General features: G+C 63.9%; 24 protein-coding genes and 7 tRNA genes. 4 read left to right on the top strand and 27 right to left on the bottom strand.

All coding sequences use genetic code 11. The features are described from left to right. Positions 1 to 93 precede the first annotated feature (93 nt). A complete protein-coding gene (locus ACXHGZ_RS05900) occupies positions 94 to 972 on the top strand; it encodes a LysR family transcriptional regulator (RefSeq protein ID WP_480462850.1) in 879 nt (292 codons plus the stop codon). A 56-nt stretch (positions 973 to 1028) separates the two neighbouring features. Continuing rightward, the gene (locus tag ACXHGZ_RS05895; RefSeq protein ID WP_480462848.1) at positions 1029 to 4325 is read left to right on the top strand and encodes a PAS domain S-box protein; all 3297 of its coding nucleotides are present in this window, start codon (positions 1029 to 1031) and stop codon (positions 4323 to 4325) included. Between the two features lie 60 nt (positions 4326 to 4385). Here ACXHGZ_RS05895 and ACXHGZ_RS05890 read toward each other — a convergent pair whose 3' ends face one another. From ACXHGZ_RS05890 to uvrB, 13 genes are all read right to left on the bottom strand, one after another. Beyond that, positions 4386 to 4829, bottom strand: a complete 444-nt coding sequence (locus tag ACXHGZ_RS05890) for an Hsp20 family protein (RefSeq protein WP_084855047.1) — start codon at positions 4827 to 4829, stop codon at positions 4386 to 4388. Between the two features lie 255 nt (positions 4830 to 5084). Next, entirely contained in the window at positions 5085 to 6056 is a 972-nt protein-coding gene (locus ACXHGZ_RS05885) for a tRNA dihydrouridine synthase (RefSeq protein WP_480462847.1), read from the bottom strand. A 51-nt stretch (positions 6057 to 6107) separates the two neighbouring features. Continuing rightward, positions 6108 to 6542: an acyl-CoA thioesterase gene (locus ACXHGZ_RS05880; RefSeq protein ID WP_084855045.1), complete on the bottom strand. Its 435-nt coding sequence runs from the start codon at positions 6540 to 6542 to the stop codon at positions 6108 to 6110. A gap of 43 nt (positions 6543 to 6585) precedes the next feature. Further along, the gene (locus tag ACXHGZ_RS05875) at positions 6586 to 7419 is read right to left on the bottom strand and encodes an alpha/beta fold hydrolase (protein ID WP_480462846.1); all 834 of its coding nucleotides are present in this window, start codon (positions 7417 to 7419) and stop codon (positions 6586 to 6588) included. Between the two features lie 22 nt (positions 7420 to 7441). After that, positions 7442 to 7981 (bottom strand): TetR/AcrR family transcriptional regulator, encoded by a 540-nt coding sequence (locus tag ACXHGZ_RS05870; protein WP_480462845.1) that lies wholly within the window; start codon positions 7979 to 7981, stop codon positions 7442 to 7444. A 167-nt stretch (positions 7982 to 8148) separates the two neighbouring features. After that, positions 8149 to 8224, bottom strand: a tRNA-Glu gene (locus ACXHGZ_RS05865). Positions 8225 to 8266: 42 nt separating this feature from the next. Next, positions 8267 to 8342: transfer RNA gene (locus ACXHGZ_RS05860), tRNA-Ala, on the bottom strand. 69 nt (positions 8343 to 8411) lie between these two features. Further along, positions 8412 to 8487 (bottom strand) — tRNA-Glu (locus ACXHGZ_RS05855). A 42-nt stretch (positions 8488 to 8529) separates the two neighbouring features. Next, positions 8530 to 8605, bottom strand: a tRNA-Ala gene (locus tag ACXHGZ_RS05850). A gap of 52 nt (positions 8606 to 8657) precedes the next feature. Continuing rightward, positions 8658 to 8733 (bottom strand) — tRNA-Glu (locus tag ACXHGZ_RS05845). Positions 8734 to 8811: 78 nt separating this feature from the next. Continuing rightward, positions 8812 to 8887 (bottom strand) — tRNA-Ala (locus tag ACXHGZ_RS05840). 321 nt (positions 8888 to 9208) lie between these two features. Beyond that, a complete protein-coding gene (gltX, locus tag ACXHGZ_RS05835) occupies positions 9209 to 10690 on the bottom strand; it encodes a glutamate--tRNA ligase (protein ID WP_480462844.1) in 1482 nt (493 codons plus the stop codon). A gap of 164 nt (positions 10691 to 10854) precedes the next feature. Further along, on the bottom strand, positions 10855 to 12870 hold the full coding sequence (uvrB, locus tag ACXHGZ_RS05830) for an excinuclease ABC subunit UvrB (protein ID WP_480462843.1): 2016 nt from the start codon (positions 12868 to 12870) through the stop codon (positions 10855 to 10857). A gap of 277 nt (positions 12871 to 13147) precedes the next feature. On the opposite strand from uvrB, the gene ACXHGZ_RS05825 reads away from it, so the two are divergent. Beyond that, a complete protein-coding gene (locus ACXHGZ_RS05825; protein WP_480462842.1) occupies positions 13148 to 14344 on the top strand; it encodes an amino acid aminotransferase in 1197 nt (398 codons plus the stop codon). Between the two features lie 63 nt (positions 14345 to 14407). Next, a tRNA-Asn gene (locus ACXHGZ_RS05820) sits at positions 14408 to 14483 on the top strand. Between the two features lie 64 nt (positions 14484 to 14547). Here ACXHGZ_RS05820 and ACXHGZ_RS05815 read toward each other — a convergent pair. The 14 genes from ACXHGZ_RS05815 to fabD form a co-directional block, all read right to left on the bottom strand. Continuing rightward, on the bottom strand, positions 14548 to 14961 hold the full coding sequence (locus tag ACXHGZ_RS05815; protein ID WP_480462841.1) for a cupin domain-containing protein: 414 nt from the start codon (positions 14959 to 14961) through the stop codon (positions 14548 to 14550). A gap of 158 nt (positions 14962 to 15119) precedes the next feature. Continuing rightward, positions 15120 to 15677, bottom strand: a complete 558-nt coding sequence (locus ACXHGZ_RS05810; protein ID WP_480462839.1) for a DUF1285 domain-containing protein — start codon at positions 15675 to 15677, stop codon at positions 15120 to 15122. A gap of 10 nt (positions 15678 to 15687) precedes the next feature. Then, entirely contained in the window at positions 15688 to 16293 is a 606-nt protein-coding gene (locus ACXHGZ_RS05805) for a DUF4823 domain-containing protein (RefSeq protein WP_084855037.1), read from the bottom strand. A 65-nt stretch (positions 16294 to 16358) separates the two neighbouring features. Next, positions 16359 to 17327 (bottom strand): GTP 3',8-cyclase MoaA, encoded by a 969-nt coding sequence (locus ACXHGZ_RS05800; RefSeq protein WP_480462837.1) that lies wholly within the window; start codon positions 17325 to 17327, stop codon positions 16359 to 16361. A 176-nt stretch (positions 17328 to 17503) separates the two neighbouring features. Further along, positions 17504 to 18139 carry a TetR/AcrR family transcriptional regulator gene (locus ACXHGZ_RS05795; RefSeq protein WP_084855035.1) on the bottom strand — a complete coding sequence of 212 codons (636 nt, stop codon included), beginning with the start codon at positions 18137 to 18139 and terminating at the stop codon, positions 17504 to 17506. A 659-nt stretch (positions 18140 to 18798) separates the two neighbouring features. Then, a complete protein-coding gene (locus tag ACXHGZ_RS05790) occupies positions 18799 to 19581 on the bottom strand; it encodes a TatD family hydrolase (protein ID WP_480462835.1) in 783 nt (260 codons plus the stop codon). Positions 19582 to 19617: 36 nt separating this feature from the next. Beyond that, positions 19618 to 20604 (bottom strand): DNA polymerase III subunit delta', encoded by a 987-nt coding sequence (locus ACXHGZ_RS05785; protein ID WP_480462833.1) that lies wholly within the window; start codon positions 20602 to 20604, stop codon positions 19618 to 19620. Next, entirely contained in the window at positions 20597 to 21229 is a 633-nt protein-coding gene (gene tmk / locus ACXHGZ_RS05780) for a dTMP kinase (protein WP_480462831.1), read from the bottom strand. The genes ACXHGZ_RS05785 and tmk overlap by 8 nt, the downstream gene beginning before the upstream one ends. A 9-nt stretch (positions 21230 to 21238) precedes the next feature. After that, positions 21239 to 22420 carry an endolytic transglycosylase MltG gene (gene mltG / locus ACXHGZ_RS05775; protein ID WP_480462830.1) on the bottom strand — a complete coding sequence of 394 codons (1182 nt, stop codon included), beginning with the start codon at positions 22418 to 22420 and terminating at the stop codon, positions 21239 to 21241. Between the two features lie 3 nt (positions 22421 to 22423). Further along, positions 22424 to 23245, bottom strand: coding sequence for an aminodeoxychorismate lyase (gene pabC, locus ACXHGZ_RS05770; protein WP_480462828.1), 822 nt, complete (start codon positions 23243 to 23245; stop codon positions 22424 to 22426). Continuing rightward, positions 23245 to 24489, bottom strand: coding sequence for a beta-ketoacyl-ACP synthase II (fabF, locus tag ACXHGZ_RS05765; protein ID WP_084855029.1), 1245 nt, complete (start codon positions 24487 to 24489; stop codon positions 23245 to 23247). The genes pabC and fabF overlap by 1 nt, the downstream gene beginning before the upstream one ends. 153 nt (positions 24490 to 24642) lie before the next feature. Next, complete coding sequence (acpP, locus tag ACXHGZ_RS05760) at positions 24643 to 24879, bottom strand: acyl carrier protein (protein WP_043214413.1); 237 nt, start codon at positions 24877 to 24879, stop codon at positions 24643 to 24645. 204 nt (positions 24880 to 25083) lie between these two features. Then, positions 25084 to 25824 (bottom strand): 3-oxoacyl-ACP reductase FabG, encoded by a 741-nt coding sequence (fabG, locus tag ACXHGZ_RS05755; RefSeq protein ID WP_480462826.1) that lies wholly within the window; start codon positions 25822 to 25824, stop codon positions 25084 to 25086. Positions 25825 to 25840: 16 nt separating this feature from the next. Then, a complete protein-coding gene (gene fabD, locus ACXHGZ_RS05750) occupies positions 25841 to 26779 on the bottom strand; it encodes an ACP S-malonyltransferase (protein ID WP_224458403.1) in 939 nt (312 codons plus the stop codon). Positions 26780 to 26790 lie beyond the last annotated feature (11 nt).

Raw genomic sequence — 26790 nt, 5'->3', positions numbered from 1 at the left:
CCCTTGGCTTGTACGGTCGATGCTATGGCGTTAGATTGAATAACTCAAATTCATAATTTTTATGCTTTGGATAACCAATAGGAATTCGATGCCGTGGACCTGGCCAACCTCAGCGCCTTCATCGCCATCGCCGAGACCGGCAGCTTTTCCGGGGCCGGTGAACGCCTGCACCTGACCCAGCCAGCCATCAGCAAGCGCATCGCCGGGCTCGAGCAGCAACTGGACGTACGCCTGTTCGACCGCCTGGGCCGCGAAGTGACATTGACCGAGGCAGGCCGGGCCCTGCTGCCGCGCGCCTACCAGATCCTCAACGTACTGGATGATACCCGACGGGCGTTGAACAATTTGACCGGCGAAGTCACGGGTCGCCTGACCCTGGCCACCAGCCACCATATCGGCCTGCACCGCCTGCCCCCGCTGTTACGGGCCTTCACCCGGGAGCACCCCGGCGTTGCGCTGGATATTCAGTTCCTCGATTCGGAAGCGGCCTACGATGAAATTCTCCATGGCCGTGCAGAAATTGCCGTGATCACCCTGGCCCCCGAGCCTCATCACCTGATCCGGGCAGTGCCGGTATGGGACGATGCCCTGGATTTCGTCGCAGCACCAGAACACCCCCTGGCCAGCAACCAGCAGGTCAGCCTCGCCGATGTGGCCCGCCACCCGGCGGTATTCCCCGGCGGCAACACCTTCACCCACCACATCGTCCAGCGGCTGTTCGAAAGCCAGGGGCTGACGCCGAACATCGCCATGAGCACCAATTACCTGGAAACCATCAAGATGATGGTGTCCATCGGCCTGGCCTGGAGCGTGCTACCGCGCACCATGCTCGATGAACAGGTTGCATCCATCGCCTTGCCCGGCATACAGCTGTCTCGCCAGCTAGGCTACATTCTGCATACGGAACGCACGCTGTCGAATGCGGCCAGGGCGTTCATGGCCTTGCTCGACAGCCACGCCGGGTCCGCCTGACCCCGGGTCGGTCGGCCTTCTTCAAGGACGCGTCATCCGCCAAAGGTCTGGTATCGATGCCAAAATCAGCAAACCGTTTTCCGCGCCTGCCGCGCATCCACGCGGCGGATCCCCAGGAGTCGGAGCAGACCTGGCAGAACGCCCCGCAACTGCTGGCCGCGCTCAATGGGGCCCGTCTCGGCGCCTGGCTCTGGGATATCGAAAGCGGCCGGGTCAGTTGGTCCCGCGCCACCCAGGCCCTGTTCGGTTTCGACCCGCAGCGGCCGATGCCCCGCGACATCGACTACCTCGAGTTGCTGCCCGAGGAAGACCGCGCCCGCACACGCCAGGTGTTCCAGGCCGTGGTCAATGGCGAGCCGGTGGAACAGGCCATGCGCCACCGCATCCGCTGGCCGGACGGCACCCTGCATTGGCTGGAGATCAATGGCAGCCTGACCCACGACCACCACGGCCGCCCGCAGATGATCGGCGTGGTGCGTGAGATCACCCGCCAACGAGAGCGGGAAACCGCGCTGATCAACTCGGAAAAGCGCTTTGCCACGCTGTTTCACCTGAGCCCCAACGCCATCCTCCTGACCCGTCGCCACGACGGCATGATCTACGAGGTCAACCAGCACTTCGAGGACATGTTCGGCTGGCCAGGCGACCAGGTGGTCGGCAAGACCACCCTGGAGCTGGGCCTGTGGGTCAACCCTGACCTGCGCCACCAGGTGCTGGACAATACCCGCGGCAATGGCGGCCCGCTGACCCTGGAAGTGCAATTCCGGGCCAGTACCGGCAAGCTCCACGACGGCATACTGTGCACCCAGAGCATCGAGCTCGAGGGCGTGACGTACCTGCTCAGCACCTTCGTCGATACCAGCGAACGCAAGCGCGCCGAACAGGCGCTCAAGGACAGCCAGGAGCGCCTGGACCTTGCGCTGGACTCCGCGCAACTGGGCACCTGGGACTGGCACATCCCCAGCGGCATGCTCTATGGCTCGGCCCGCGCCGCGCAATTGCACGGGCTGGAACCGGTGCCGTTCCACGAGTCCTTCGACGCCTTCTTCGAAGGCGTGCCCGAGCAGGAGCGCAACGTCATGCGCCAGGCCTACCGCAGCCTGCGCGAAGGGCCGGCGGGCAACTACCAGATCACCTATCGCGTGCAACTGGAGAACGGCGCCTCGCGCTATATCGAAAGCCGCGCCCGCCTGTACCGCGACGAGCAAGGCAACCCGCTGCGCATGGCCGGCACCCTGCTCGACATCACCGACCAGGTGGAACGTGAACAGCGTCTGACGGCCTCGGAAGAAAAGTTCGCCAGCCTGTTCCAGGTCAGCCCCGACCCGATCTGCGTGACCCGCCAGGACAGCGGCCAGTTCATCGAGATCAACCGCGCCTTCACCCAGACCTTCGGTTGGAGCGCCGACCAGGTGATCGGTCGCACTGCCGAACAGATCGGCCTATGGGCCGAATCGGCCGCCCGCGCGCAGCGCATCGAGCGGGTGATCCGCGAAAAAGCCCTGAGCAACGTGGCAGTGGTGGTCAATCACCGCAACGGCACCGCCCTCACTTGCCTGATTTCCAGCTGCCTGATCACGGTCGACGGCGCCCCCTGCAGCGTCACGACGCTGCGTGACATCACCCAGCAGCAGCGCGCCGAGGCAGCGCTCAAGGCCAGCGAGGAAAAGTTCGCCAAGGCCTTCCATTCCAGCCCCGACGCCATCACCCTCACCGAACGCAGGACGGGCCGCTACCTGGAGGTGAACGATGGTTTCTGCCGGCTGACCGGCTACAGCGCTGCCGAGGTGATCGGTCGCACTGTTTATGAGATCGGCATCTGGGCCGACGAGAAGCAACGCGCCGCCTTACTGACCGAACTCAAGGAGCGTGGTCGTGTGCATCACCGGGAGATGCTCGGGCGCAACAAACGCGGTGACATCCTGACCGTGGAGGTCTCGGTGGAACCGCTCAGCCTCAACGAAGCCGACTGCCTGCTATTGACCGCTCGGGACGTCAGCCAGTTGAAGAATGCCCAGGCTCAGATCCGCCACCTGGCCTACCACGACCCGCTGACCAACCTGCCCAACCGTGCCCTGCTGATGGACCGCCTGAGCCAGCAGATCGCCCTGCTCAAGCGTCACAACCTGCGCGGCGCCCTGCTATTCCTGGACCTGGACCACTTCAAGCACATCAACGACTCCCTCGGCCACCCGGTGGGCGATACGGTCCTCAAGATCATCACCGCCCGCCTGGAGGCCAGCGTTCGCCTGGAAGACACCGTGGCGCGCCTGGGCGGCGACGAGTTCGTGGTACTGCTCAGCGGCCTGGAGGGCAGCCGCGAACAGGTCGAGCACAAAGTGCGCGACCTGGCCGACACCCTGCGCGAGCTGCTCGCCGAGCCGATGTCCCTGGACGGCCAGCGCCTGCAGGTGACACCGAGCATCGGCGTGGCACTGATTCCCGACCACGGCGCGACCCCGGCCGACCTGCTCAAGCGTGCCGATATCGCCCTCTACCGGGCCAAGGACTCGGGGCGCAACACCACACAGCTGTTCCATACCACCATGCAGAAGGCGGCCAGCGAGCGCCTGCGCATGGAGACCGATCTACGCCTGGCCCTGGCCAGGGGCGAGCTTGCCCTGCACTTCCAGCCCCAGGTCGATGCGCGTGACAATCGCATCGTCGGCGCCGAAGTGCTATTGCGCTGGCATCATCCCCAGCTGGGCCAGCAACCCCCGGCGCAGTTCATCCAAGTATTGGAAGAAAGCGGCCTGATCCTCGAAGTTGGCAACTGGATTCTCGACGAAGCCTGCGATGCCTGCGCACGCATGCTGGCCGACGGGCTGATCGATGCCGACGACTTCAGCCTGTGCGTCAACATCAGCCCCCGGCAATTCCGCCAGAACGATTTCGTCGAACGGGTGCTGCGCAGCCTGGACGACTACCGCCTGCCACGGAGCATGCTGACGCTGGAGATCACCGAGGGTATCGTCATCCAGAACTTGGAGGACACCATCAGCAAAATGCGCGAGCTCAAACGCTATGGGGTGAGCTTTGCCATGGACGACTTCGGTACCGGCTACTCCTCCTTGACCTACCTCAAGCGCCTGCCCGTGGATACCTTGAAGATCGACCAGACCTTCGTGCGCGACGCCCCCAACGACCCGAACGACGCCGAGATCGTCCGGGCCATCGTGGCCATGGCCCGCAGCCTGGACCTGGCGGTGATCGCCGAAGGGGTCGAGCAGTCCGGGCAGCTGGAATTCCTCGAACGCCAGGGTTGCCACCTGTACCAAGGCTACCTGCACAGTCGGCCACTGCCGCTGATGGAGTTCCGCCAAATATTGATCGAGACCCCGGCGGATTATTGAGGCGCGTCCCAGAAACGCAAAAAGGGCACCCGAAGGTGCCCTTTCTTCACTGAGCCGAACTCAGTTCAACGCAGGCTGTTCGCCATTGATCGGGATGCGCTTGGGCTTGGCTTCTTCCGGCACGATGCGCAGCAGGTCGATGCTGAGCAGGCCGTTGGCCAGGCCCGCGGCCTTCACCTCGATGTGGTCAGCCAGGCGGAAGGACAGCTTGAAGGCGCGCTGGGCAATGCCCTGGTGCAGGTAGGTAACGCCTTCGGTGCTGTTGTCGCGCTTGCCGCCGGTGACGGTCAGGACGCCTTTCTCGACCTGAAGGTCGAGGTCCTGCTCCTGGAAACCGGCTGCGGCAACCACGATGCGATAGTGGTCATCGCCGTGCTTTTCCACATTGTAGGGAGGGTAGCTGCTACCCGCCTCGTTACGTGCCGCGGACTCGAATAGGTCATTGAAACGGTCGAAGCCGACGGAATTGCGGAACAGCGGTGCGAGAGAGAAAGCGGTAGTCATGGTCATGAACTCCTGAGATTCAGCAAGTTAAGTCACTACGCGACCCGACTTCGGCATCGCGTACTCAAGAGATAGGGGCCGACAAGACGGTTTCAAGAGGCATGAGCAAATTTTTTTGTGCGCCAGCTCCGTGAAGCAATTGCCTTGGATTGCCTGCCCCGGCCCAATCGCCGGCAAGCCGGCTCCCACAGGTTCGGCGGTGTGACAACCGCAGCGCAATATGGGTGGGAGCCGGCTTGCCGGCGATCGGGCCGGTCAGGCAACGCATTCATCGAATGCCTGCACGCCAACCCCGAGCAGTCCACTGATCCGCAGGCAGTCATCCTCGCGCCGCAACTGGGCGAACAATGCCACCGCCTCGGGATAGCTGCGGGTCAGCATGGCCAGCCACTGCTTCAGCCGCCCCGGCGCATAGCGCGGCGACAGTTTGGCCTGGGCCTGGCGCCAGAATTCGCGCAGCAGCGGCAGCAGCTCGTCCCAGCTCATGGGCTGATAGTCCCGCCCATCGCGCGCGGCGGCGATCTGCAGGCTCAGGTCCGGCCGCGAGACCAGGCCCCGGCCGAGCATGATGTCCTCGGCTCCGCTGACTTCACGGCAACGACGCCAATCGTCCACGGTCCAGATCTCGCCATTGGCGAACACCGGCACCTTCACCACCTCCTGCACCCGCGCCACCCACTCCCAGTGAGCCGGCGGCTTGTAGCCCTCGACCTTGGTCCGGGCATGCACCACCAGATGCCCGGCTCCGCCTTCGGCCAAGGCCGTGGCGCATTCCAGGGCGCCGTCCGGGCTGTCGAAGCCCAGGCGCATCTTCGCCGTTACCGGAATGTGTGCCGGCACCGCCCGGCGCACTTCGCGAACGATGGCGTGCAGCAGCTCCGGCTCCTTGAGCAACACCGCGCCACCGCGTGATTTGTTCACGGTCTTGGCCGGGCAGCCGAAGTTCAGGTCGATCACTGGCGCGCCAAGCTCGCAGGCCAGCACGGCGTTATCGGCCAGGCACGCCGGGTCGGAGCCGAGCAGTTGCACGCGCATCGGCACCCCGGCTGCGGTCCGTGCGCCCTGGCGCAGCTCCGGCGCCAGCTTGTCGAACGACGAAGGCGGCAACAGACGATCGCAGACACGGATGAACTCGGTGACGCACCAATCGATGCCACCGACCCGGGTCAGGACGTCGCGCAGGATGTTGTCGACCAGCCCCTCCATGGGGGCCAGGGCAATTTGCATTTCAGGGTCTCGGCGCCAAAAGGCGGCAGTCTAGCAAAAAAGACAGCGCATTCAGGCACCGATCAGCGCCGGGCCGTAGCCGTCGAGAAACTCGGCCGGCATGCGCTTGGGCTTGCCGCTGGAAAGCTCGATACAGGCGAAGGTGGTTTGTGCGCGCAGCACGGTGACACCATCGCGGGGGCGCTTGAGCTGGAAGCGGCGGGTCATGCGCAGGCGCTGGTCCCAGTCGATGATCCAGGTGGCCAGCTGCAGCTCGTCGTCCTCGTAGGCGGCGGCCAGGTAGTCGATTTCGTGGCGCACCACGGCCATGGCGCGGTCCAGGCGCCGGTATTCGGCCAAGTCCAGCCCCAGGCGCTGGGAATGCCGCCAGGCGCAGCGCTCCAGCCAAGTGACGTAGACGGCGTTATTGGCGTGGCCGAGGCCGTCGATGTCCTCGGCGCCGACGCGAAGGTCGATGATGAATGGCGATGCCAGGTCCCAGCTCATGCCCGCTCCCGTTGGTCAGTGAACGGGCAGAGTGTACCGGATCTCAGGCGCTTTGCCGTGCGCCGATCGCGGTGCGGGCCAGCAGCTCGAGCACGGCCTCGTTCAGCCGCGGGTCGGCCAGCACACGCTGGTGCCCACCCTCCTCCAGCACCATCAGGCGGCTGTCGAACCAGGCCTTGTGGATCAACTGGGCCTCGCTGGCCGGCACCAAGGGGTCGTCACTGGCGTGCACCACCAGCCCAGGCATGTCCAGCTGGTAGCCGCTGACGTCCAGGCGCGAGATCTGCACGCCGACATCCTGTTCGATCTGGCGAATGAGCGCCGCCCTGGCCCGTGCCGGCAACCCCAGCCGATGGGCGAAGCCACGCACAACACCCAGCAGCTGGGCCGGCGCAGCGATGCTCACCGCCGCCTCGGTACGCAGGCCCCACTGCAAGGCCAGCAGCAGGCTGGCACCGCCCATGGAATGGCCGATCACGGCCCGCAGCGGCGGCAATTCGCCAGCAGCCTCCAACAGGGCACGGGCGAACAGCACCACATGCGCCTGTTGGCCTGGAGAGCGGCCATGGGCCGGGCCCTCCAGGGCGACCACCGTATGCCCGGCGGCCACCAAGGTGTCGATCAGCGCGGCGAATTGCGTTGGGCGCCCTTCCCAACCGTGCATCATCAACACGGTCGGCCCCTTGCCCCAGCGCAGGGCCGACAAGCCGAAACGCAGGGTGATGCGCTCGGCCCTGGCCAGCAGCGGCAGCTCCCACTGCCGCGGGGGCAAATTGCGCGGGGTCATGAAGGCCCGGCGCATTCTCCCGGCGACATGCTCGGGGGCCAGGCGGCCGAGGGTTGCGTTGACGCCGCGAATCCAGCTCAGGGTAGTCATGGCTTGCTCCAGGAGAGGTGGTTCAGATCACCGCCGACTTGGCGGCACGCAGGATCCGGTCGGACAGCTCGGTACCGCCCAGGGCTCTGGCCAAGGCCAGGCCGCCAACCATCAAGGCGAGGTCGGCGATGGCCTTGTCGATGTCTTCGGGCCGATCGACCATCTGCGCGGTGATCAGCTCGATGTGCTCGGCCAGCACCTCACGGAAGGCACTCGGCAAACGCTGCATCTCGCTCAAGGCATTGGACAGCGGGCAGGCATGCTCCTCGGCGTCGCGGTGCTTGCGCGACAGGTAGAAGGCCGCTACCAGGGCCCGCCGCTCTTCGGCATCGAGGCTGGGGTCCACTTGGGCGAGCAATGCACGTCGCTCGCCCAGCAACTGGCGAAATGCCTCCAGCATAAGTTCATCTTTGCTGTCGAAATGGGCATAGAACCCACCTACTGTCAGCCCAGCGGCGCTCATCACCTGGCTCACGCTCGGTTCAGCGGGGCCGTGCTGGATAAGGGCGCTGCAGGCCGCATCCAGGATGCGCTCGCGGGTCTTACTCTTCTTGTCGCTCATGGCCGGCTCTCGAAAACATTATGAGCGTAATATTATGCTCGTAATATTTGTTGGCAAGCAAAATCTGCTGCCGGTCGTGCAGCACATATTTTTTCGGAAGGAGAAAAACAAAAGGCCCATTCAATATGCGAATGAGCCTTTGAAGTCCCGCAAAACGCGGGTAAAAATGGCGTCCCCTAGGGGACTCGAACCCCTGTTACCGCCGTGAAAGGGCGGTGTCCTAGGCCACTAGACGAAGGGGACGTGAACCTTCGTGCAGGCTGCTTACGCAGACCCTGGCAGAATTGGTGGAGCTAAGCGGGATCGAACCGCTGACCTCCTGCATGCCATGCAGGCGCTCTCCCAGCTGAGCTATAGCCCCAAGGTGAAAACAAAAGGCCCATCCAATGTGCGAATGAGCCTTTCAACTCCCGCAAAACGCGGGTAAAAGTGGCGTCCCCTAGGGGACTCGAACCCCTGTTACCGCCGTGAAAGGGCGGTGTCCTAGGCCACTAGACGAAGGGGACAACAACCTTCGTACCGACCCGCTTACGCGGACCTGGCAAAATTGGTGGAGCTAAGCGGGATCGAACCGCTGACCTCCTGCATGCCATGCAGGCGCTCTCCCAGCTGAGCTATAGCCCCGGATTTCTAGCCTCTCGGCCCAGCGACATGTGAAACATCGCTTGTGCAAAACTGGCGTCCCCTAGGGGACTCGAACCCCTGTTACCGCCGTGAAAGGGCGGTGTCCTAGGCCACTAGACGAAGGGGACGAACCTTCTACCTTCAAGACCGATTTGCTGGAACCGATCTTTCTTCCCGACCAGCCTGACTGATCGTGAAGCGGAATTTGGTGGAGCTAAGCGGGATCGAACCGCTGACCTCCTGCATGCCATGCAGGCGCTCTCCCAGCTGAGCTATAGCCCCACAATGTCGCGCTGAACTCGAATCGCCGGCTGGGTGCCTGGCGTTTCGTTTTAGCTCATCGCTGTGGACGGGGCGCATATTAAGTTCCGATTGCTGGGCTGTCAAACATATTTTTGAAAATATCCAAAAATTTTTTCACAGATAACAATCACTTATCGCCCTGCCCCGTTTTCGAGGCCACTTGCTTCTGCAAACGAGGATTGCAGGAGCGGCCTTGTGCCGCGAAAGGGCCGCACAGCGGCCCCATGGGCTGCAAACACGGGGACCGCGTTGCGGTCCTTTCGCGGCGCAAGGCCGCTCCTACAGGGGTGCGTAAAGCCTTCAGGCGATGGTCGCCAGCAGCTTCTCCCACTCCTTGTTTTCCTTCTTCGACACGCCGCCGAGCAGGTCCAGGGCCTGGCGCAGACGATAGCGGGTCAGGTCAGGGCCGAGAATCTCCATGGCGTCGAGCACCGAGACCGAGCTGGCCTGGCCGGTGATCGCGGCGAACATCAGCGGCATGGCGTCACGCAGCTTCAGCTCCAGCGCTTCGACCACGGCCTGGATGCAGCCGGTGATAGGGTCCTTTTCCCACTGGCGCAGGCTCTCGAGCTTCCACAGGATCAACTGCATCACCTGGCGCACCTGGTCGGCGGACAGCTTCTTGCTTTCGAACAGCTTGGCGTCGAGCTTCAGGCCGCCTTCGAAGAAGAAGCCACCCAGCGGGGCGATCTGGCTGAAGGTTTCGACCCGGCCCTGTACATGGGGGGCGATCTTCATCATGTAGTCGCTGTTGAAGGCCCACTTCTGCACGCGTGCGGCGAACTCTTCCACCGGCAGGTCGCGCAGCCACTGGCCGTTGAGCCAGGACAGCTTCTCGATGTCGAAGATCGGGCCGCCCAGGGAGATACGCGACAGGTCGAAGTGCTCGACCATTTCGGCCAGGGAGAACTTCTCGCGCTCGTCGGGCATCGACCAGCCCATGCGGCCCAGGTAGTTGAGCATCGCCTCGGGCATGAAGCCCATGCGCTCGTAGAAGGTCACCGAGGTCGGGTTCTTGCGCTTGGACAGCTTGCTCTTGTCGGGGTTGCGCAGCAGCGGCATGTAGCACAGCTTGGGCTGCTCCCAACCGAAGTACTCGTACAGCTTGATCAGCTTCGGTGCCGACGGCAGCCACTCTTCGCCGCGCAGGACGTGGGTGATGCCCATCAGGTGATCATCGACCACGTTGGCCAGGAAGTACGTCGGCAGGCCGTCGTTCTTCATCAGCACCTGCATGTCCATGCGGTCCCATGGGATCTCGACGTCGCCACGGAGCATGTCCGGCACCACGCAAACGCCCTCGCTCGGCACCTTCATGCGGATCACGTGGGGTTCGCCGGCATCCAGGCGGCGCTGCACTTCCTCGGCGCTCAGCAACAGGGCACGACCGTCGTAGCGCGGGGTCTCGCCGCGCGCCATCTGCTCGGCACGCATCTGCTCCAGCTCTTCGGCGGTGCAGAAGCAATAGAAGGCGTGGCCGGCATCCACCAACTGCTTGGCGTACTTGGCATAGATCTCGCCGCGCTCGCTCTGCCGGTAGGGGCCATGGGGGCCACCGACGTCCGGGCCCTCGTTCCACTCGATGCCGAGCCAACGCAGGGCGTCGAAGATCTGCTGTTCCGACTCACGGGTCGAGCGCAGCTGGTCGGTGTCTTCGATACGCAGGATGAACTCACCGCCGTGCTGCTTGGCGAAGCAGTAGTTGAACAGGGCGATGTAGGCGGTGCCGACATGGGGATCGCCGGTGGGCGATGGCGCGATGCGCGTGCGAACGGTGGTCATGGAGAGTCTCGAACGAAAGATGAAACAAAGGCCGAATGGTAGCAGGGAGCAGGCGTCGGGCTCCAGCGATGGCGCGCAGGCGAATGTCGACGGCCGCTGCGGCCTTCTGCAGCTTTGGAGGCTGGGCCGTCCCTATCGCGGGACAAGCCCGCGCCTACAGGCGCTCAGCTGGCGATCAGGCGATCGCGCAACTGGGCGATTTCATCGCGCAGCTGCGCCGCGGCCTCGAACTCCAGGTCGCGGGCCAACTGGAACATTTTCTCTTCCAGTAGCTTGATGCGCTTGGTGATCTGGGCCGGGGTCTGCAGCTCGGCCTCGAAGCGGGCGCTCTCCTCTGCCGCCTTGGCCATGGCCTTGCGTTTCTTGCTTCGCCCGCCGGGCACGCTGGCGCCTTCCATGATGTCGGTGATGTCCTTGACCACGCCCTTGGGCACGATGCCGTGGGCCTGGTTGAAGTCGATCTGCTTGGCCCGGCGCCGCTCGGTCTCGTCGATGGCCCGCTGCATGGAACCGGTGACCTGATCGGCATAGAGGATCGCCTTGCCGTTGAGGTTGCGTGCGGCCCGGCCGATGGTCTGGATCAACGAACGCTCCGAGCGCAGGAAACCTTCCTTGTCGGCATCGAGAATGGCCACCAGGGACACTTCGGGCATGTCCAGGCCTTCGCGCAGCAGGTTGATACCCACCAGCACGTCGAAGGTGCCCAGGCGCAGGTCGCGGATGATTTCCACCCGCTCGACGGTGTCGATGTCCGAGTGCAGGTAGCGCACACGCACGTCGTGGTCGGCCAGGTAGTCGGTGAGGTCTTCGGCCATGCGCTTGGTCAGGGTGGTGGCCAACACCCGCTCGCCTGCCGCGACTCGCTTGCCGATCTCCGAAAGCAGGTCGTCGACCTGGGTCAGCGCTGGGCGCACCTCCACCTCAGGGTCCACCAGACCGGTGGGGCGGACCACCTGCTCCACTACCCTGCCGGCATGCTCGGCCTCGTAGGGGCCGGGCGTGGCGGACACGAAGATGGTCTGCGGGCTGACCGCTTCCCATTCATCGAAGCGCATGGGGCGGTTGTCCAGCGCCGACGGCAGGCGGAAGCCATACTCCACCAGCGTTTCCTTGCGCGAGCGGTCGCCCTTGTACATGGCGCCGACCTGGGGAACGCTGACGTGGGACTCATCGATCACCAGCAGCGCATCGGCCGGCAGGTAGTCGTACAAGGTAGGTGGCGGCGCGCCGGCCGGGCGCCCGGACAGGTAGCGCGAGTAGTTCTCGATGCCATTGCAATAGCCCAGCTCCAGGATCATCTCCAGGTCGAAGCGGGTGCGCTGCTCCAGGCGCTGGGCCTCCACCAGCTTGTTGGCCTTGTGCAGGTACTCCAGGCGGCACTTGAGTTCTTCCTTGATGCCCTCCACCGCCTCGAGCAAGGTTTCGCGCGGGGTGACGTAGTGGCTCTTGGGGTAGAAGGTGAAGCGCGGCAGCTTGCGGATGACCTCGCCGGTGAGCGGGTCGAAGGCGGCGATGTTCTCCACCTCGTCGTCGAACAGCTCGATGCGGATGGCTTCGAGGTCCGATTCGGCCGGGAAGATGTCGACCACATCGCCACGCACGCGGAAGGTGGCGCGGGCGAAGTCCATCTCGTTGCGGGTGTACTGCAGGTCTGCCAGGCGGCGCAACAAGGCACGCTGGTCGAGCTTGTCGCCGCGATCGACGTGCAGGACCATCTTCAGGTAGGTCTCCGGGCTGCCCAGGCCGTAGATGCACGACACCGTGGTGACGATGATGGCGTCGCGGCGTTCCAGCAGTGCCTTGGTCGCCGACAGGCGCATCTGCTCGATATGGTCGTTGATCGAGGCGTCCTTCTCGATGAAGGTGTCCGACGACGGCACGTAGGCTTCCGGCTGGTAGTAGTCGTAATAGGAAACGAAATACTCCACCGCGTTGTTCGGGAAGAACGCCTTGAACTCGCCATACAGCTGCGCGGCGAGGGTCTTGTTCGGTGCCAGCACCAGGGTCGGGCGCTGCACCTGCTGGATGACGTTGGCGATGCTGAAGGTCTTGCCCGAGCCGGTCACCCCGAGCAGGGTCTGGTGCGAAAGCCCGGCCTCGATGCCCTCGACCATCAAACGGATGGCCTCGGGCTGGTCGCCGGCCGGCTGGAAACGGGTGACGAGCTGGAACTCGGACATGACGGACCTCGTGGATGACGCGGCAACTGTAAATTTAGCCAGTAGTCTAACCCAAATGAGCGCACCCGGCGCCCGTTTCAAGGACTGGCCTTTCAGTGGACCGGGCAATTAGACCAATGGTCGAAAAATATTCGCACAAAAGCCCGCAAAAGCTGCGCCAGACTGTCGCGGTGACCGGTCGGTATCACTATACTGACTCCCCGTTTGCGCACCGCTTCAACGCACTCGGCCGGAGCGTGCGCGCCCTATCACTCTCCAATTCAGAGCCAAGGTAACAATGAGCCTGTTTTCCGCTGTCGAGCTGGCACCCCGCGACCCCATCCTGGGCCTCAACGAAGCATTCAACGCCGATACCCGTACCGCCAAGGTCAACCTGGGCGTGGGCGTCTATTGCAATGAGGAAGGCCGTATCCCGCTGTTGCGCGCGGTGATCGAAGCCGAGACCCAGCGTGCCGCCCAGCATGCCTCCCGCGGCTACCTGCCGATCGACGGTATCGCCACCTATGACCAGGCGGTGCAAAAGCTGCTGTTCGGCGCCGAATCGCCGCTGCTGGCCGCAGGCCGCGTGGTGACCGTGCAGGCGGTCGGCGGCACCGGTGCTCTGAAGATCGGCGCGGACTTCCTCAAGCGCCTCTCCCCCAACGCCGTGGTCGCCATCAGCGACCCGAGCTGGGAAAACCACCGCGCCCTGTTCGAAACCGCCGGCTTCCCGGTGCAGAACTACCGTTACTACGATGCACCGAGCAACGACGTCGACCGCGCCGGCATGCTCGAGGACCTGAACAACCTGCCGTCCGGCTCGATCATCGTTCTGCACGCCTGCTGCCACAACCCGACCGGCGTCGACCTGGGCCTGGACGACTGGAAGAACGTCCTGGAAGTGGTCAAGGCCAAGGGCCACGTACCGTTCCTCGACATGGCCTACCAGGGCTTCGGCGACGGCATCGCCGAAGACGCCTTCGCCGTACGCCTGTTCGCCGAGTCGGGCCTGGACTTCTTCGTCTCCAGCTCGTTCTCCAAGTCGTTCTCGCTGTACGGCGAGCGCGTCGGCGCCCTGTCGATCGTCACCGGCTCCAAGGACGAAAGCACCCGCGTGCTGTCCCAGGTCAAGCGCGTGATCCGCACCACCTACTCCAACCCGCCGACCCACGGCGCCAGCATCGTCGCCGCCGTGCTCAACAGCGCCGAGCTGCGCCAGATGTGGGAAGCCGAGCTGGGCGAGATGCGTGGCCGCATCCATGGCATGCGCAAGCAGATGGTCGAGCTGCTGGCCGAGTACGGTGCCAAGCGCGATTTCAGCTTCGTCGGCCGCCAGCGCGGCATGTTCTCCTATTCGGGCCTGACCGCCGAGCAGGTCGGCCGCCTGAAGGACGAGTTCGGCATCTATGCCCTGGATACCGGTCGTATCTGCGTGGCCGCGCTGAACCAGAGCAACATCCACGTGGTCACCAAGGCCATCGTCGAAGTGCTGTAACCCATTGATTGCCAGGGGGTAAGCTTGACTTCCCCTTGGCTATCAGTAAGATACGCAGCAGATTCCGCGATAGCTCAGTCGGTAGAGCAAATGACTGTTAATCATTGGGTCCCTGGTTCGAGTCCAGGTCGCGGAGCCAAATACTGAAAAACCTCCAGTTGCGCAAGCACTGGAGGTTTTTTCGTTTCTGCCACCTGCACTCGCTATTTCAACGGCTCGGTCACCGGCCTGCCTTCGTCCACCAGGCTCCAGACCAGCAGCTTGGCCGGAGCGGATTCGCTGGCATTGCGAGATACGCTGTGCACGGTGCCAGGCGCTTCGTACCAATATTCGCCGGCCTTGTAGGTCCTCTCCTGGTCATCGTTGAGCTTCGATACCACCGCACCTTCGAGCACGTAGGCCATCACCGCGCCAGGGTGCTGATGGGCGGGCGATGCCTGGCCCGGGGCATAGTGGACGGTAAGCATCACGGCTTTCTTGCCGGGCGCATTGCTAGGGCGCTGTTCCTGTAGGACCTTGACCTGGTCAGGTTGCTCGCCGTGGGCCCAGGCGGGAGCCTGGATGCCTGTCACGCTGAAGGCAAGCAGCACGGCAAGGGATAGACGGGGAATGTTCATGGCGTTCTCCTGTGGGCGATTGCCAGCAGGTTATGCCCGGGCGGCTTGCGGACAAATGGCCAATACGAGGAAAAACGAGGAGGCCTATCGATACGTGTGCTGTGCACCTGCAGGAGCACCTTGTGCCGCGAAAGGGCTGCAAGGCAGCCCCAGCATTCTCAAAGACGCCCCACAGGATAGAACGCCCCGCCGCTCCAAACCCCAAGCCACTCCTGGCCCTCGATTTCACGCGGCACCGCCAGCTCCACCAATTGGTAGAACACATTGCGATGGATCAGCGCCTCGAGGTTGCTGCGCATCAGAATATAGGGCGAAGGCTCCTGGGTCAGCGGATCGATCTCGACTCGCAGCGGATGCTCCGGGCCCGCCTCGATATGGTCATCGACATTGCTGGTAAAGCGCAGCACCTGCTGCTCGCCACTGCCCTGCACGTCCAGCAGCACGGCGACGAAGGGTGCGTCATCGACCCGGATACCGACCTTCTCCACCGGCGTAACCAGGAAATAATCATCGCCATCGCGGCGAATGATGGTGGAAAACAACCGGACCATCGGCTTGCGCCCGATCGGCGTACCCAGGTAGTACCAGGTCCCGTCGCGGGCGATGCGCATGTCGATGTCGCCGCAGAAATCCGGGTTCCACAGGTGTACCGGAGGCAATCCCTTTTCCTTGGGGATCTGTGCCAAGAGATCATTGGCCTTGCCGGTATCCGTCATCACCCTATCCTCAACGACTCATGCCCAGGAGACTACGAGCGTAATCGCGCATGGGGGGGCCAAGCAAATCTTCCGGCGCCTTGTCGTGGAACGTCAACAAACCGCCACGGCTCTTGATCCGCGCCGTATCGATCAAATAGCGGGTGCTGGTCTCGATCAGCATCATCTGCACCACACCGGTATCGACCCCCAGACGATCGACGGCTTGCTCGTCGTACCATTCGTCCCCATTGCCAATGCGGTCATCGGTCCGTGCGAAGCGGGTGTAGAGCACATAATGGGCGCCCACCGAGCGGGCTTCGGCCAGCGCCTCCTCCAGCCCCAGCGGCCCTTGGGCGCGACGCACCAGCGGGAAGTATTCGACGAAGCTCTTGTAGGCTTCCTCGGCCACCACGTTCGGCCGGGGCACCGGCCCCTTGCCCGGCGGTGCGAAATGCCCCTGGCCGATGAAGATGAACGAGTCGGGCTGCAGGCGCACCGACAGGCTGCGCCGGGTATCGCTGTGGTCCAGCAGCCCGGCATCGCTCATGTGGTAGCGAACCCCCTCGCCCATATCACTGACATTCATGCAACCGCCCAGCGCCAACAGCGCCAGCGACAAGACCAGCCTACGCATTCTTCCTCCAGAAACCGGCGACGAAAAACCGGCGAATAGCCGCCAGATGCAGCTTTTGCGCCAGGTCAGCCGCCGATCACCTTCATCACCGTCACGCCGCCGGAAAACGCCAGGTCCTGCTTATCCGCCAGGGCCTTGACCAGCAGGCGTTGCAAGGCCGGTAGGGCTTGATGGCGAGGCTTTTCCAGAAGGTCGCCGACGAAATGCCGGTTACCCGATGACAGGCAGCCGTGCAACCAGCCCGTGGAGGACAAGCGCAGCCGTGAGCAGGTCCGGCAGAACGGCACGCTCTCGTTGGCGATCACGCCAAAATGGCCTTTGCCGGCCACTCGATAGCGCAAAGCGGTGGCATCCAGTGGCGCGCTGGCCTGCTGGAAGGCATGGGCCTGGCCAATCAGATCGAGCAATTGTTCGAGGCCGACGAATTGTTGAAGAAAGGCGTTGTGGTCGCGGGCAAGATGGCCCATGCGCATCAGCTCGATGAAGCGCAATTCGTAACCTCGCTCCAGGCAGTAGTCGAGCAATGGCAATACCTGATCCAGGTTCTGTCCGCGCATGGGCACCATGTTCACTTTGATGCCCATGCCGGCGGCACTGGCCTGCTCCATGCCAGCCAGCACCGTGGCCAGGTCGCCGCCACGGGCAATGCGACGGAAGGCGTCGGGGTCGAGCGTGTCGAGGGACACATTCAGACGACGGATACCGGCGGCCTTGAGCAATGGGAGTTTGCGCGAGAGCAACTGGCCGTTGGTGGTCAGACCGATATCCGCCAGGCCCAGCGTTCCGACTGCTTCGAGAAAGGCCTCGAGGCGCGGGCTGACCAACGGCTCGCCACCGGTGATACGCAGCCGCTCGATCCCGGCAGCTTCGACCAGGTAGGCCACGCCACGGGCCAGCAACTCGGCCGGGAGCTCATCCTGCGCCGCCACCAGACGCTTGCCATCAGGCACGCAGTACGTACAGGCATAGTTACAGGCAGCCGTCAGGCTGACACGCAGGTTGCGAAAGCGCCTGCCTTGACGATCGACGATCATGGGGGGACTCCGGCACGGATGAATCAGGGCCGGCAAAACCTGACTCATAAATCAGGTTTTTGCAAGCCCCAACTTCTGGCCGGCTAGCGAACGGAGGCTGCGATGCAGCCTTTCGCGGCACAAGGCCGCTCCTACAGACGTACGAGGCCTGCAGGAGCGACTTATAGTGCGATGCTCTAGTTCGCGATCTCCGGGTCGCGCTTGCGCTTGTTGCCCATGCGCACGCCAATGTCCATGAGGAACTGGAAGAAGCCTTCCTGATCCTCCAGCACATTGCTCCAGAACGGCGAGTGATACAGTGCCACGGCGCCATGCACCAACGCCCATGCGGCACAGTAGTGGAAATAAGGCGGTACGTCCTCGAGCTTGCCCTCGCTGATACGGCCCTTGATCAACAGGGTGAGGCGATCGAAGTTGGAGGCGCGGATGCGGTGCAGCTCCTCGACCATCTCCGGCACCTGGTTGCCCTTGACGACCTTTTCTTCCAGGCGGTCGAACAACCGGTAACGTTGCGGGTCGCGCATGCGGAACTCGAAATAGGCGCGCGACAGGGCTTCCTTGTCGCGGTCGACGTCGTCCGAGTGCAACAGGGCATTCAGGTCGCGTTCGTAGTCGAGCATCAGGCGCAGGTAGATCTCCGCCTTGGACTTGAAGTGCTTGTAGATCGTGCCTTTGCCGATACCCACGGCGTCGGCGATCATCTCGACGGTGACGCTGTCTTCACCTTGCTCGAGAAACAGCTTGAGCGCGGTATCGAGGATCTCTTGTTCGCGGCGGCGAAACTCACGGACCTTACGAGGTTCTTTCTGCATAGGAAGGACTGGATGGACAATCGAAGCGGTTTATTATGCCTAACTTGCAGGAAAATGCACGGATCATCCTCGCTTCTATGTATCACGATGCGTGTCGAGCGCAATCCTGGCGGCGTGAAGAGTAACCGTTTGTCCCCCTGGACATGCAGGGAAGACCCTATGGTTTCCAGGCGTATTCCAAATCTGTTTAAAAAACGACCAGCTGTCGCTGGCACTGTGCCAAACCTGATCGATACTTGGAGTGTTGGCGCGGCGCATCCCCCCAAGTGGCGCGTCAATAAAGGTGCCCAGGGACCGCGGTACCTTTGTTTTACTCCTAATGGTCTTAACCCGGATTCCCCCCCCAGAACCCGGGTTTTTTTTATGCGGTGGGCCTTGCGAGATGTCCGACGTGAAAGGTTCAGCGCCTGTAAGATCGAGCGCCGCCCACGCGGCGCATCGCGAGCTGCGCTCGCTCCTACGTTTGTTTCGGGCGAAGTATTTCTGTGGGATTTTCGCGCGGACGCTTTGGTGCCTGACGCAAGATTGTGTCGTACGAACCAGGCGGTCGCGCGCGCCTGTCACAGGTGTTACTGGCCCGAAACAAACGTAGGAGCGAGCGCAGCTCGCGATGCGCCGCGCGGGCGGCGCGCGATTTACGCCCCCCCAAGACCGGCCAATCAGGCCACCCGCGCCAACGGGAACAGGCGCTTGAAGTTGGCCGTGGTCTGCTCGGCCAGCTGCGCATAGCTCACGCCACGCAGCGAGGCCACATATTCGGCCACTTCCCGCACATACTGCGGCAGGTTCGGTTTGCCGCGGTACGGAATCGGCGCAAGGTACGGCGAGTCGGTTTCCACCAGCAGGCGGTCGGCCGGGACCTGGCGGGCCACCTCGCGCAGGGCGTCGGCATTGCGGAAGGTGACGATGCCCGACAACGAAATGTAGTAGCCCAGGTCCAGCGCCGCCCGGGCCATGTCCCAGTCCTCGGTGAAGCAGTGCAGCACGCCAGCTTGCGGCAGGCCTGCCTCGCGCAGCAGCGCCAGGGTATCGGCCCGCGCCGCGCGGGTGTGGACGATCACCGGCTTGCCGGTCTGGCGCGAGGCTTCCAGGTGCAGACGGAAGGAGGCCTGCTGCAGCTCAGCGGCCTCTGGCTCGTAGTGGTAGTCCAGGCCGGTCTCACCGATGGCCACCACGTGCGGGTGGGCCAGCTCGCGCAACAACCATTCCAGCGCTGGCGTTTCACCGGGCGCCAGGTCCAGCGGGTGCACACCGACCGAACAGTCCACGTCAGCGTATCGCTCGCTCAGGGCCTTGACCGCCCCGGCATTGTCGGCACTCACGCCGATGCACAGGAAATGCCCCACGCCCCGTTCACGGGCTGCTTGCAAGGCGGCTTCGAGGGAGCCGCCATGGGCGCTCAGGTCAAGTCGGTCGAGGTGGCAATGGGAATCTACGAGCATGGGATTACGGCACACATGAAGGAAACGAAAGAGGAATCAGCGCGAACCCGGCAATTGGACCCAATGGGCCAACAAGGCTTCGAGCAGCAGGACACGATTGAGGTTGGCCTTGGCCAGCACCTTCTGGCGTTGCTCGAGGATCCATGCCTGGACCTCCAGCACCCTGCCCTGCCGGCTTTTCTGCGCCAGGTACTGCACCACCTTGCGCATATCGCCCAAGCCTAGCCCCTCTTCGTCCTGGGTCAATTGGTAGCGCAGGATCAGGTGCGACCAGTCACAGAACCAGTCGAACAGCAACAACAACGGCACGTTGCTCCAGGCTTCGGCCAGCTGGCTGGGGGACTGTTGCTGCTTGAGCAGTTTCTTCACGCCATCGGTGACCAATGCACGCTGCTCGCGCACGCCTTGGGCCTGCAAGCTCATGGCCATCAAGGGCGAGCCGGCAGCCAGGGTCAACAGCTCGTCGCGCTCTTCGGGCGCCACGTCGGGCAGGGCTCCAGCGAGGAAGGCCTGGCTTTGGGGCAGGCTCGGCTGCGGGCAGGCGACCTGCTGGCAGCGGCTCTTGATGGTCGGCAGCAGACGGCTGGGCTGGTGACTGACCAGCAGCAGCACGGTATCGCCCGAAGGCTCCTCGAGGCTCTTGAGCAAGGCATTGGACGCATTGACGTTCATCGCCTCGACCGGCTCGATCAACACCACCTTACGCCCGCCCTGCTGGGCGGTCTGCACCACGAACGACACCAGCTCGCGCACCTGGTCGATTTTGATCGGCTTGTCGGCCTCTTCCGGCTCCAACACGAAGTTGTCCGGGTGGCTGCCGGCCTTGAGCAGCAGGCACGCCTTGCACTGGCCGCAGGCATCCAGGCCCTGGGGTTGCTGGCACAGCAGGCGGGCCATCAGGCGCTCGGCCAGGGCCCGCTTGCCGATACCCTGGGGCCCATGGAGCAGGTAGGCGTGGGCGTGCTGGGCGCGCCCGGCCAACTGCTGCCAGAGCGCCTGCTGCCAGGGGTAGGCCTCAGCCACGGCAGCGCTCCAGGATGCCCGGCAGCAATGCATCGATGGCGCGCTGCACGGCCTCCAGCGGCTGTGCGGCATCCAGCAGGCGGTAGCGCTGGGGCTCGCGCCCGGCGCGCTGCAGGTAGGCCTGGCGTACGGCCTCGAAGAAAGCCTGGCCCTCCTGCTCGAAGCGGTCCAGGCGACCGCGGGCGGCAGCGCGGGCCAGGCCCACTTCCACCGGCAGGTCGAAGACCAAGGTCAGGTCGGGGCGCAGTGCGCCCTGGACGAAGGCCTCCAAGGTGGCGATGCGTTCCTGGGACAAGCCGCGACCACCGCCCTGATAGGCGTAAGTGGCATCGGTGAAACGGTCGCACAGCACCACCGCACCGCGGGCCAGTGCCGGGCGGATGACCTCGGCCAGGTGCTGGGCACGGGCAGCAAACACCAGGAGCAGCTCGGTGTCGGCGGCCATGGCCTCGTCGCTCGGCGCCAGGAGCAGTTCGCGGATCCGCTCGGCCAGCGGCGTACCGCCCGGTTCGCGGGTCAGGACCACGTCCAGGCCCTGTTCGCGCAGGCGCTCGGCCAGGTATTCGCGATTGGTGCTCTTGCCCGCGCCTTCGGGGCCTTCCAGGGTGATAAACAAACCGCTCACGGGCAGTCCTTACTGTTGTTCGTCAGGAGCCGGCGTCTCGGCCGGCACGGGTTCGCTGGCAGGCGCATCACCTTCGGGCGCCAGGCCTTCGCCTGATGGCTCGCTGGCAGGTGGCGCAGGCTCGACCGGCGCCTGCTCGCCAGTGCCTGGTTGCGCTTGGGGCGCGGGGCTCGAACGGTAGTCACTGCGCCGCTTGAGCTGGAATTCCCGCACCGCGCTGTTGTGGTCGTTCAGATCATCGGAGAACACATGACTGCCGTCGCCGCGAGCGACGAAGTACAGGCTGGAGCCGTCGGCGGGGTTCAGCGCGGCGTGGATGGCCTCGCGGCCGACCATGGCGATCGGTGTCGGCGGCAACCCGGTCATGGTGTAGGTGTTGTAGGGCGTCGGCTCGCGCAGGTCGGCGCGGGTGATGCGGCCGTTGTAGCGCTCGCCCATGCCGTAGATCACGGTCGGGTCGGTCTGCAGCATCATGCCCAGGCGCAGGCGGCGCACGAACACGCCGGCGATCTGCCCACGCTCCTGGGGAATACCGGTTTCCTTCTCCACCAGCGACGCCATGATCAGTGCCTGGTACGGGTCGCGGTACGGTAGGTCGGTGGCGCGCTCGGCCCATTCCTTGGCGAGTACTTCCTCCAGGCGCATGTAGGCCTGCTGCAGCAGTTCGACATCACTCATGCCGCGCACGAAGCGGTAGGTATCGGGGAAGAAGCGGCCTTCGGGAAACACCCCGGTATGGCCAAGCTTTTCCATCACCTGCGCGTCGGACAGCCCGTCGAGGGTGTGCTTGATCTTTTCATGCTTGGCGACCGCAGCGCGCACCTGGCGGAAGGTCCAGCCTTCGACCAGGGTCAGGTTGTATTGCACCACATCGGCACGGCGCCAAGCGTCGAACAGCTCGGCCACGGTCATGCCAGGGGTGAGGCGGTATTCGCCGGTGTGCAAGGGGGTGCCGGCCATGTTGAAGCGCCAGTACAGGCGCAACCAGATGGCGTCGTCCAGCAGGCCCTCGTTCTGCATGCGATAGAACATGCGATTGGGCGTGGTGCCAGTAGGCACGTCGAGCAGTTGCTCCTGCGTCACGTGCAGAGGCTGCTCCAGGACCGAGTTGACCTTCCAGGCCGACCAGCCGAAGGCCAGGCCAGCGAGGATCAACCCCATTTCCAGCAGCAGCAGGAATTTACGTCTCACGAATCAGGTTTCCAGTAACGTACGGGCAACGGCCTGCAGTTTACGGGTGAGTGGGCCTGGCGGCCAGTCGAGCTTCAATGCAGAAAATGTACGCACCGGCCATACACCATAGACGCTGTTGCACAGGAACACTTCGTCGGCCTGTTCCAGGTCGTCGAGCGCCAGGTCGCGCACCTGAGCCGTGATGCCCTGGGCTGCGGCCTGCTCCAGCAACGCCGCACGCATGACGCCCGCCACGCCGCAACGACTGAGGTCGGCCGTCAACAGCTCGCCGTCGCGGACCAGGAAGAGGTTGCTGTAGACACCCTCGATCAACCGCCCGTGCATGTCCCGCATCAGCCCTTCGGCATATTCGCCACCCTGCCATTCGCTTCGTGCCAACACCTGCTCCAGGCGGTTCAGGTGCTTGAGGCCGGCCAGCAGCGGCTGTTCCGCCAGACGGGTCTGGCAATCGAACAGATGTACCCCCTGCTCGGCGTGTTCCTTCGGATAGGCGGGCAAGGGGCTGCCCTGGAGAATGCGCCGGGGAGCGGCGCCCACCATGGGGGCGTACCCGCGTTGGCTGTCGCCACGGGTGAGGATCAGCTTGGCAACGCCCTCGCCGAGTTGGCTGGCATAGGCGATGATTTCATGGCGGACAAGCGGCAGGTCGGCTTCGATCGCCAGGCGCTGGCAACCCAGCGCCAGGCGGTCGAGGTGCTGCGTGAGCAGGCTGGGCCTGCCGGCACGCACGGCGATGGTCTCGAACAGACCATCGCCGTAGGCCAGGCCGCGATTCTGCAGGTTGAGTGCAGCAGCGGGCTGGCCGTCGATCCAGCTGTGCATCAGCCGACGAACCGGCGGAATACCAGCGAACCGTTGGTTCCGCCAAAGCCGAACGAGTTGGACAGCACCACGTCGATCGGCATGCTGCGGGCTTCGTGGGGCACGAAGTCCAGGTCGCAACCTTCGTCCGGTTCGTCCAGGTTGATGGTCGGTGGCGCCATCTGGCTGTTGATCGCCAGCACGCTGAAGATCGCCTCCACCGCGCCTGCGGCGCCCAGCAGGTGGCCGGTCATCGACTTGGTCGAGCTGACCGCCAGCTTGTAGGCATGCTCGCCGAACACCTTCTTGATCGCGGCCACTTCGGCGATGTCACCAGCCGGGGTCGAGGTGCCATGGGCGTTGATGTAGCTGACCGCCTCGGGGGCGATGCCGGCATCGCGCAGCGCATTGACCATGCAACGTGCGGCGCCGTCACCGCTATCGGGTGGCGAGGTCATGTGGTAGGCATCGCCGCTCATGCCGAAACCGACCAGCTCGGCATAGATCGTCGCGCCACGGGCCTTGGCGTGCTCGAGTTCCTCGAGCACCAAGGCGCCCGCACCGTCGGACAGCACGAAACCGTCGCGGCCCTTGTCCCACGGACGGCTGGCGCGGGTCGGTTCGTCATTGCGGGTCGACAGCGCACGGGAGGCACCGAAGCCACCCATGCCCAGGCCACAGGCCGCCATTTCGGCGCCGCCGGCGATCATCACATCGGCCTCGCCATAGGCGATGTTGCGCGCGGCCATGCCGATGCAGTGGGTGCCGGTGGTGCAGGCCGTGGAAATGGCGTAGTTCGGGCCCTGCAACCCCAGATGGATCGACAGGAAGCCGGAGATCATGTTGATGATCGAGCCAGGCACGAAGAACGGCGAAATCCGCCGTGGGCCCTGGTCATGCAGGGTCCGGCTGGTTTCCTCGATGTTGGTCAGGCCGCCGATGCCCGAGCCCATGGCCACGCCAATGCGCTCACGGTTGGCGTCGGTGACTTCCAGGCCGGCGTTGCGCACCGCCTGGAAACCGGCCGCCAGGCCGTACTGAATGAACAGATCGAGCTTGCGGGCCTCTTTGGCCGACAGGTATTGCTCGACCTCGAAGCCTTTCACCGAGCCGCCAAAACGGGTGGTATAGGCAGACAGGTCCGTGTGTTCGATCGGCCCAATGCCACTGCGGCCAGCCAGAATGCCCTGCCAGGTGCTCGGTACATCGGTACCCAGTGGCGACAGCATACCCATACCGGTGACCACGACGCGTCTACGCGACACAGTACTCTCCTCTTCTGATAACAGAGTCTCTTGCCATTGCATTCAATGGTGACGAAATGCAATGCAACAGGCTCTGGAGGCTCGCAAAGAAAAAACCGCACGCCGGCAAAGGCAGTGCGGTTTTTCCCGACAAGAAGCGTCGACTACTGCGTCTTAGGCCTGGTGGCTTTTGACGTAGTCGATTGCAGCTTGAACGGTAGTGATCTTCTCGGCTTCTTCGTCAGGGATTTCGGTCTCGAATTCCTCTTCCAGAGCCATCACCAGCTCAACGGTGTCAAGCGAATCGGCACCCAGGTCATCGACGAAGGACTTCTCTGCAGTCACTTCCTCTTCCTTGACGCCCAGTTGCTCGGCGACGATTTTCTTGACGCGTTCTTCGATGGTGCTCATACCTAGTTTTCACTCCTAATGGACATATGTCAGGCAGCTGGCCGGTGACCAAGTTTATAGAAAGACGCCTGCTTTTCAAGCGCAACGCGCCGTTCACCCAGTCACTCCACCCTCTGCCTGGAATCTGGTTGCAGCTTTATAACGGATTTTAGGCTTCGTGTATGACTCTTTTTTGAAGCAATCCGTCACATCGCACTGGGTTTTTTACATGTACATCCCGCCGTTGACCGGCACGGTGGCGCCGGTAACGTAGCCTGCGCCTTCGGATGCCAGGAAGGAAACCACCTTGGCGATCTCCTCGGCCTGGCCCAGGCGACCCAGCGGAATCTGGGTCTGCAGCGCTTCACGCTGCGCTTCTGGCAGCTCGCGGGTCATGTCGGTGTCGATGAAGCCCGGGGTCACCGAGTTGACGGTGATGCCGCGCGAGCCCACTTCACGCGCCAGGGCGCGGCTGAAACCTTCCAGGCCGGCCTTGGCGGCGGCATAGTTGGCCTGGCCGGCGTTACCCATGGCACCGACGACCGAGCCGATGCTGATGATACGACCCCAACGCGCCTTGGTCATGCCACGCAGCACGCCCTTGGACAGACGGTAGAGGCTGTTCAGGTTGGTGTCGATCACGTCGAACCACTCGTCGTCCTTCATGCGCAGCATGAGGTTGTCACGGGTGATACCGGCATTGTTGACCAGGATGGCCGGGGCACCGAACTGCTCGCCGATGGCGGTCAGCACGGCGTCCACGGACTCGGCGCTGGTCACGTTCAGCTCCATGCCGGTGCCATTGATGCCGTGTTCCTTCAGGGTGGCGGCGATGCGCTCTGCGCCCGAAGCCGACGTGGCGGTGCCGATCACGGTCGCGCCCTGGCGGCCCAGTTCGAGGGCGATGGCCTGGCCGATACCACGGCTGGCGCCGGTGACCAGTGCGACTTTACCTTGCAGGCTCATGCAAGCTTCTCCAATTTCAGGCCAGCGCCGCACGGGTGGCGGCGACAGCGTCAGGGGTGTTGAGGTTGTAGGTGGTCACGCCGTCAGCGCAGCGCTTGTTCAGGCCGGCCAGGACCTTGCCCGGGCCACACTCGACCAGGTTGACCGCACCATTGGCCGCCAGGGTCTGCACGCACTCGACCCAACGCACCGGCTGGTACAGCTGGGCCAGCAGGTCCTGCTTGAGGGCAGCGAGGTCGGCGGCGACCGCAGCGGTGACGTTCTGCACCACGGGAATCTGCGGGGCCTTCCACTCGATGGCGTTGACCGCTTCGGCAAAACGCTCGGCAGCCGGCTTCATCAATGCACAGTGCGACGGCACGCTGACCGCCAGCGGCAACGCGCGCTTGGCGCCCTTTGCCTTGCACAGCTCGATGGCCCGGTCGACCGCAGCCTTGTTACCGGCGATGACGACCTGGCCTGGCGAGTTGAAGTTGACCGCGCTGACCACTTCGTCTTCGGCCGCTTCGGCGCAGATGGCGACCACGTCGGCGTCATCCAGGCCTAGGATCGCTGCCATGGCACCGTGACCGGCCGGCACGGCTTCCTGCATCAACTGGCCGCGGCGCTCGACCAGACGCACGGCGTCCTTCAGGCTCAGGCTGCCAGCGGCGACCAGCGCGCTGTACTCACCCAGGCTGTGGCCAGCGACGAAGGCCGGACGCGCCCCGCCCTCCTCCAGCCACAGGCGCCACAAGGCGATGGAGGCGGTGAGGATTGCCGGCTGGGTCTTGTCGGTTTGGTTGAGTTGTTCTTCCGGACCTTCCTGGACCAACTTCCACAGGTCGTAGCCCAGAGCCTCGGAAGCTTCCTTGAAGGTCTCGACGATCACCGGCTTTTCTGCGCCGAGTTCGGCGAGCATGCCCAGCGACTGGGAGCCTTGACCGGGAAAGACGAATGCGAGGGATGCAGACATTGAACAAGCCC

Source organism: Pseudomonas shiyinii (assembly GCF_056725765.1).
This window is presented reverse-complemented; position numbering and strand designations above follow the sequence as displayed.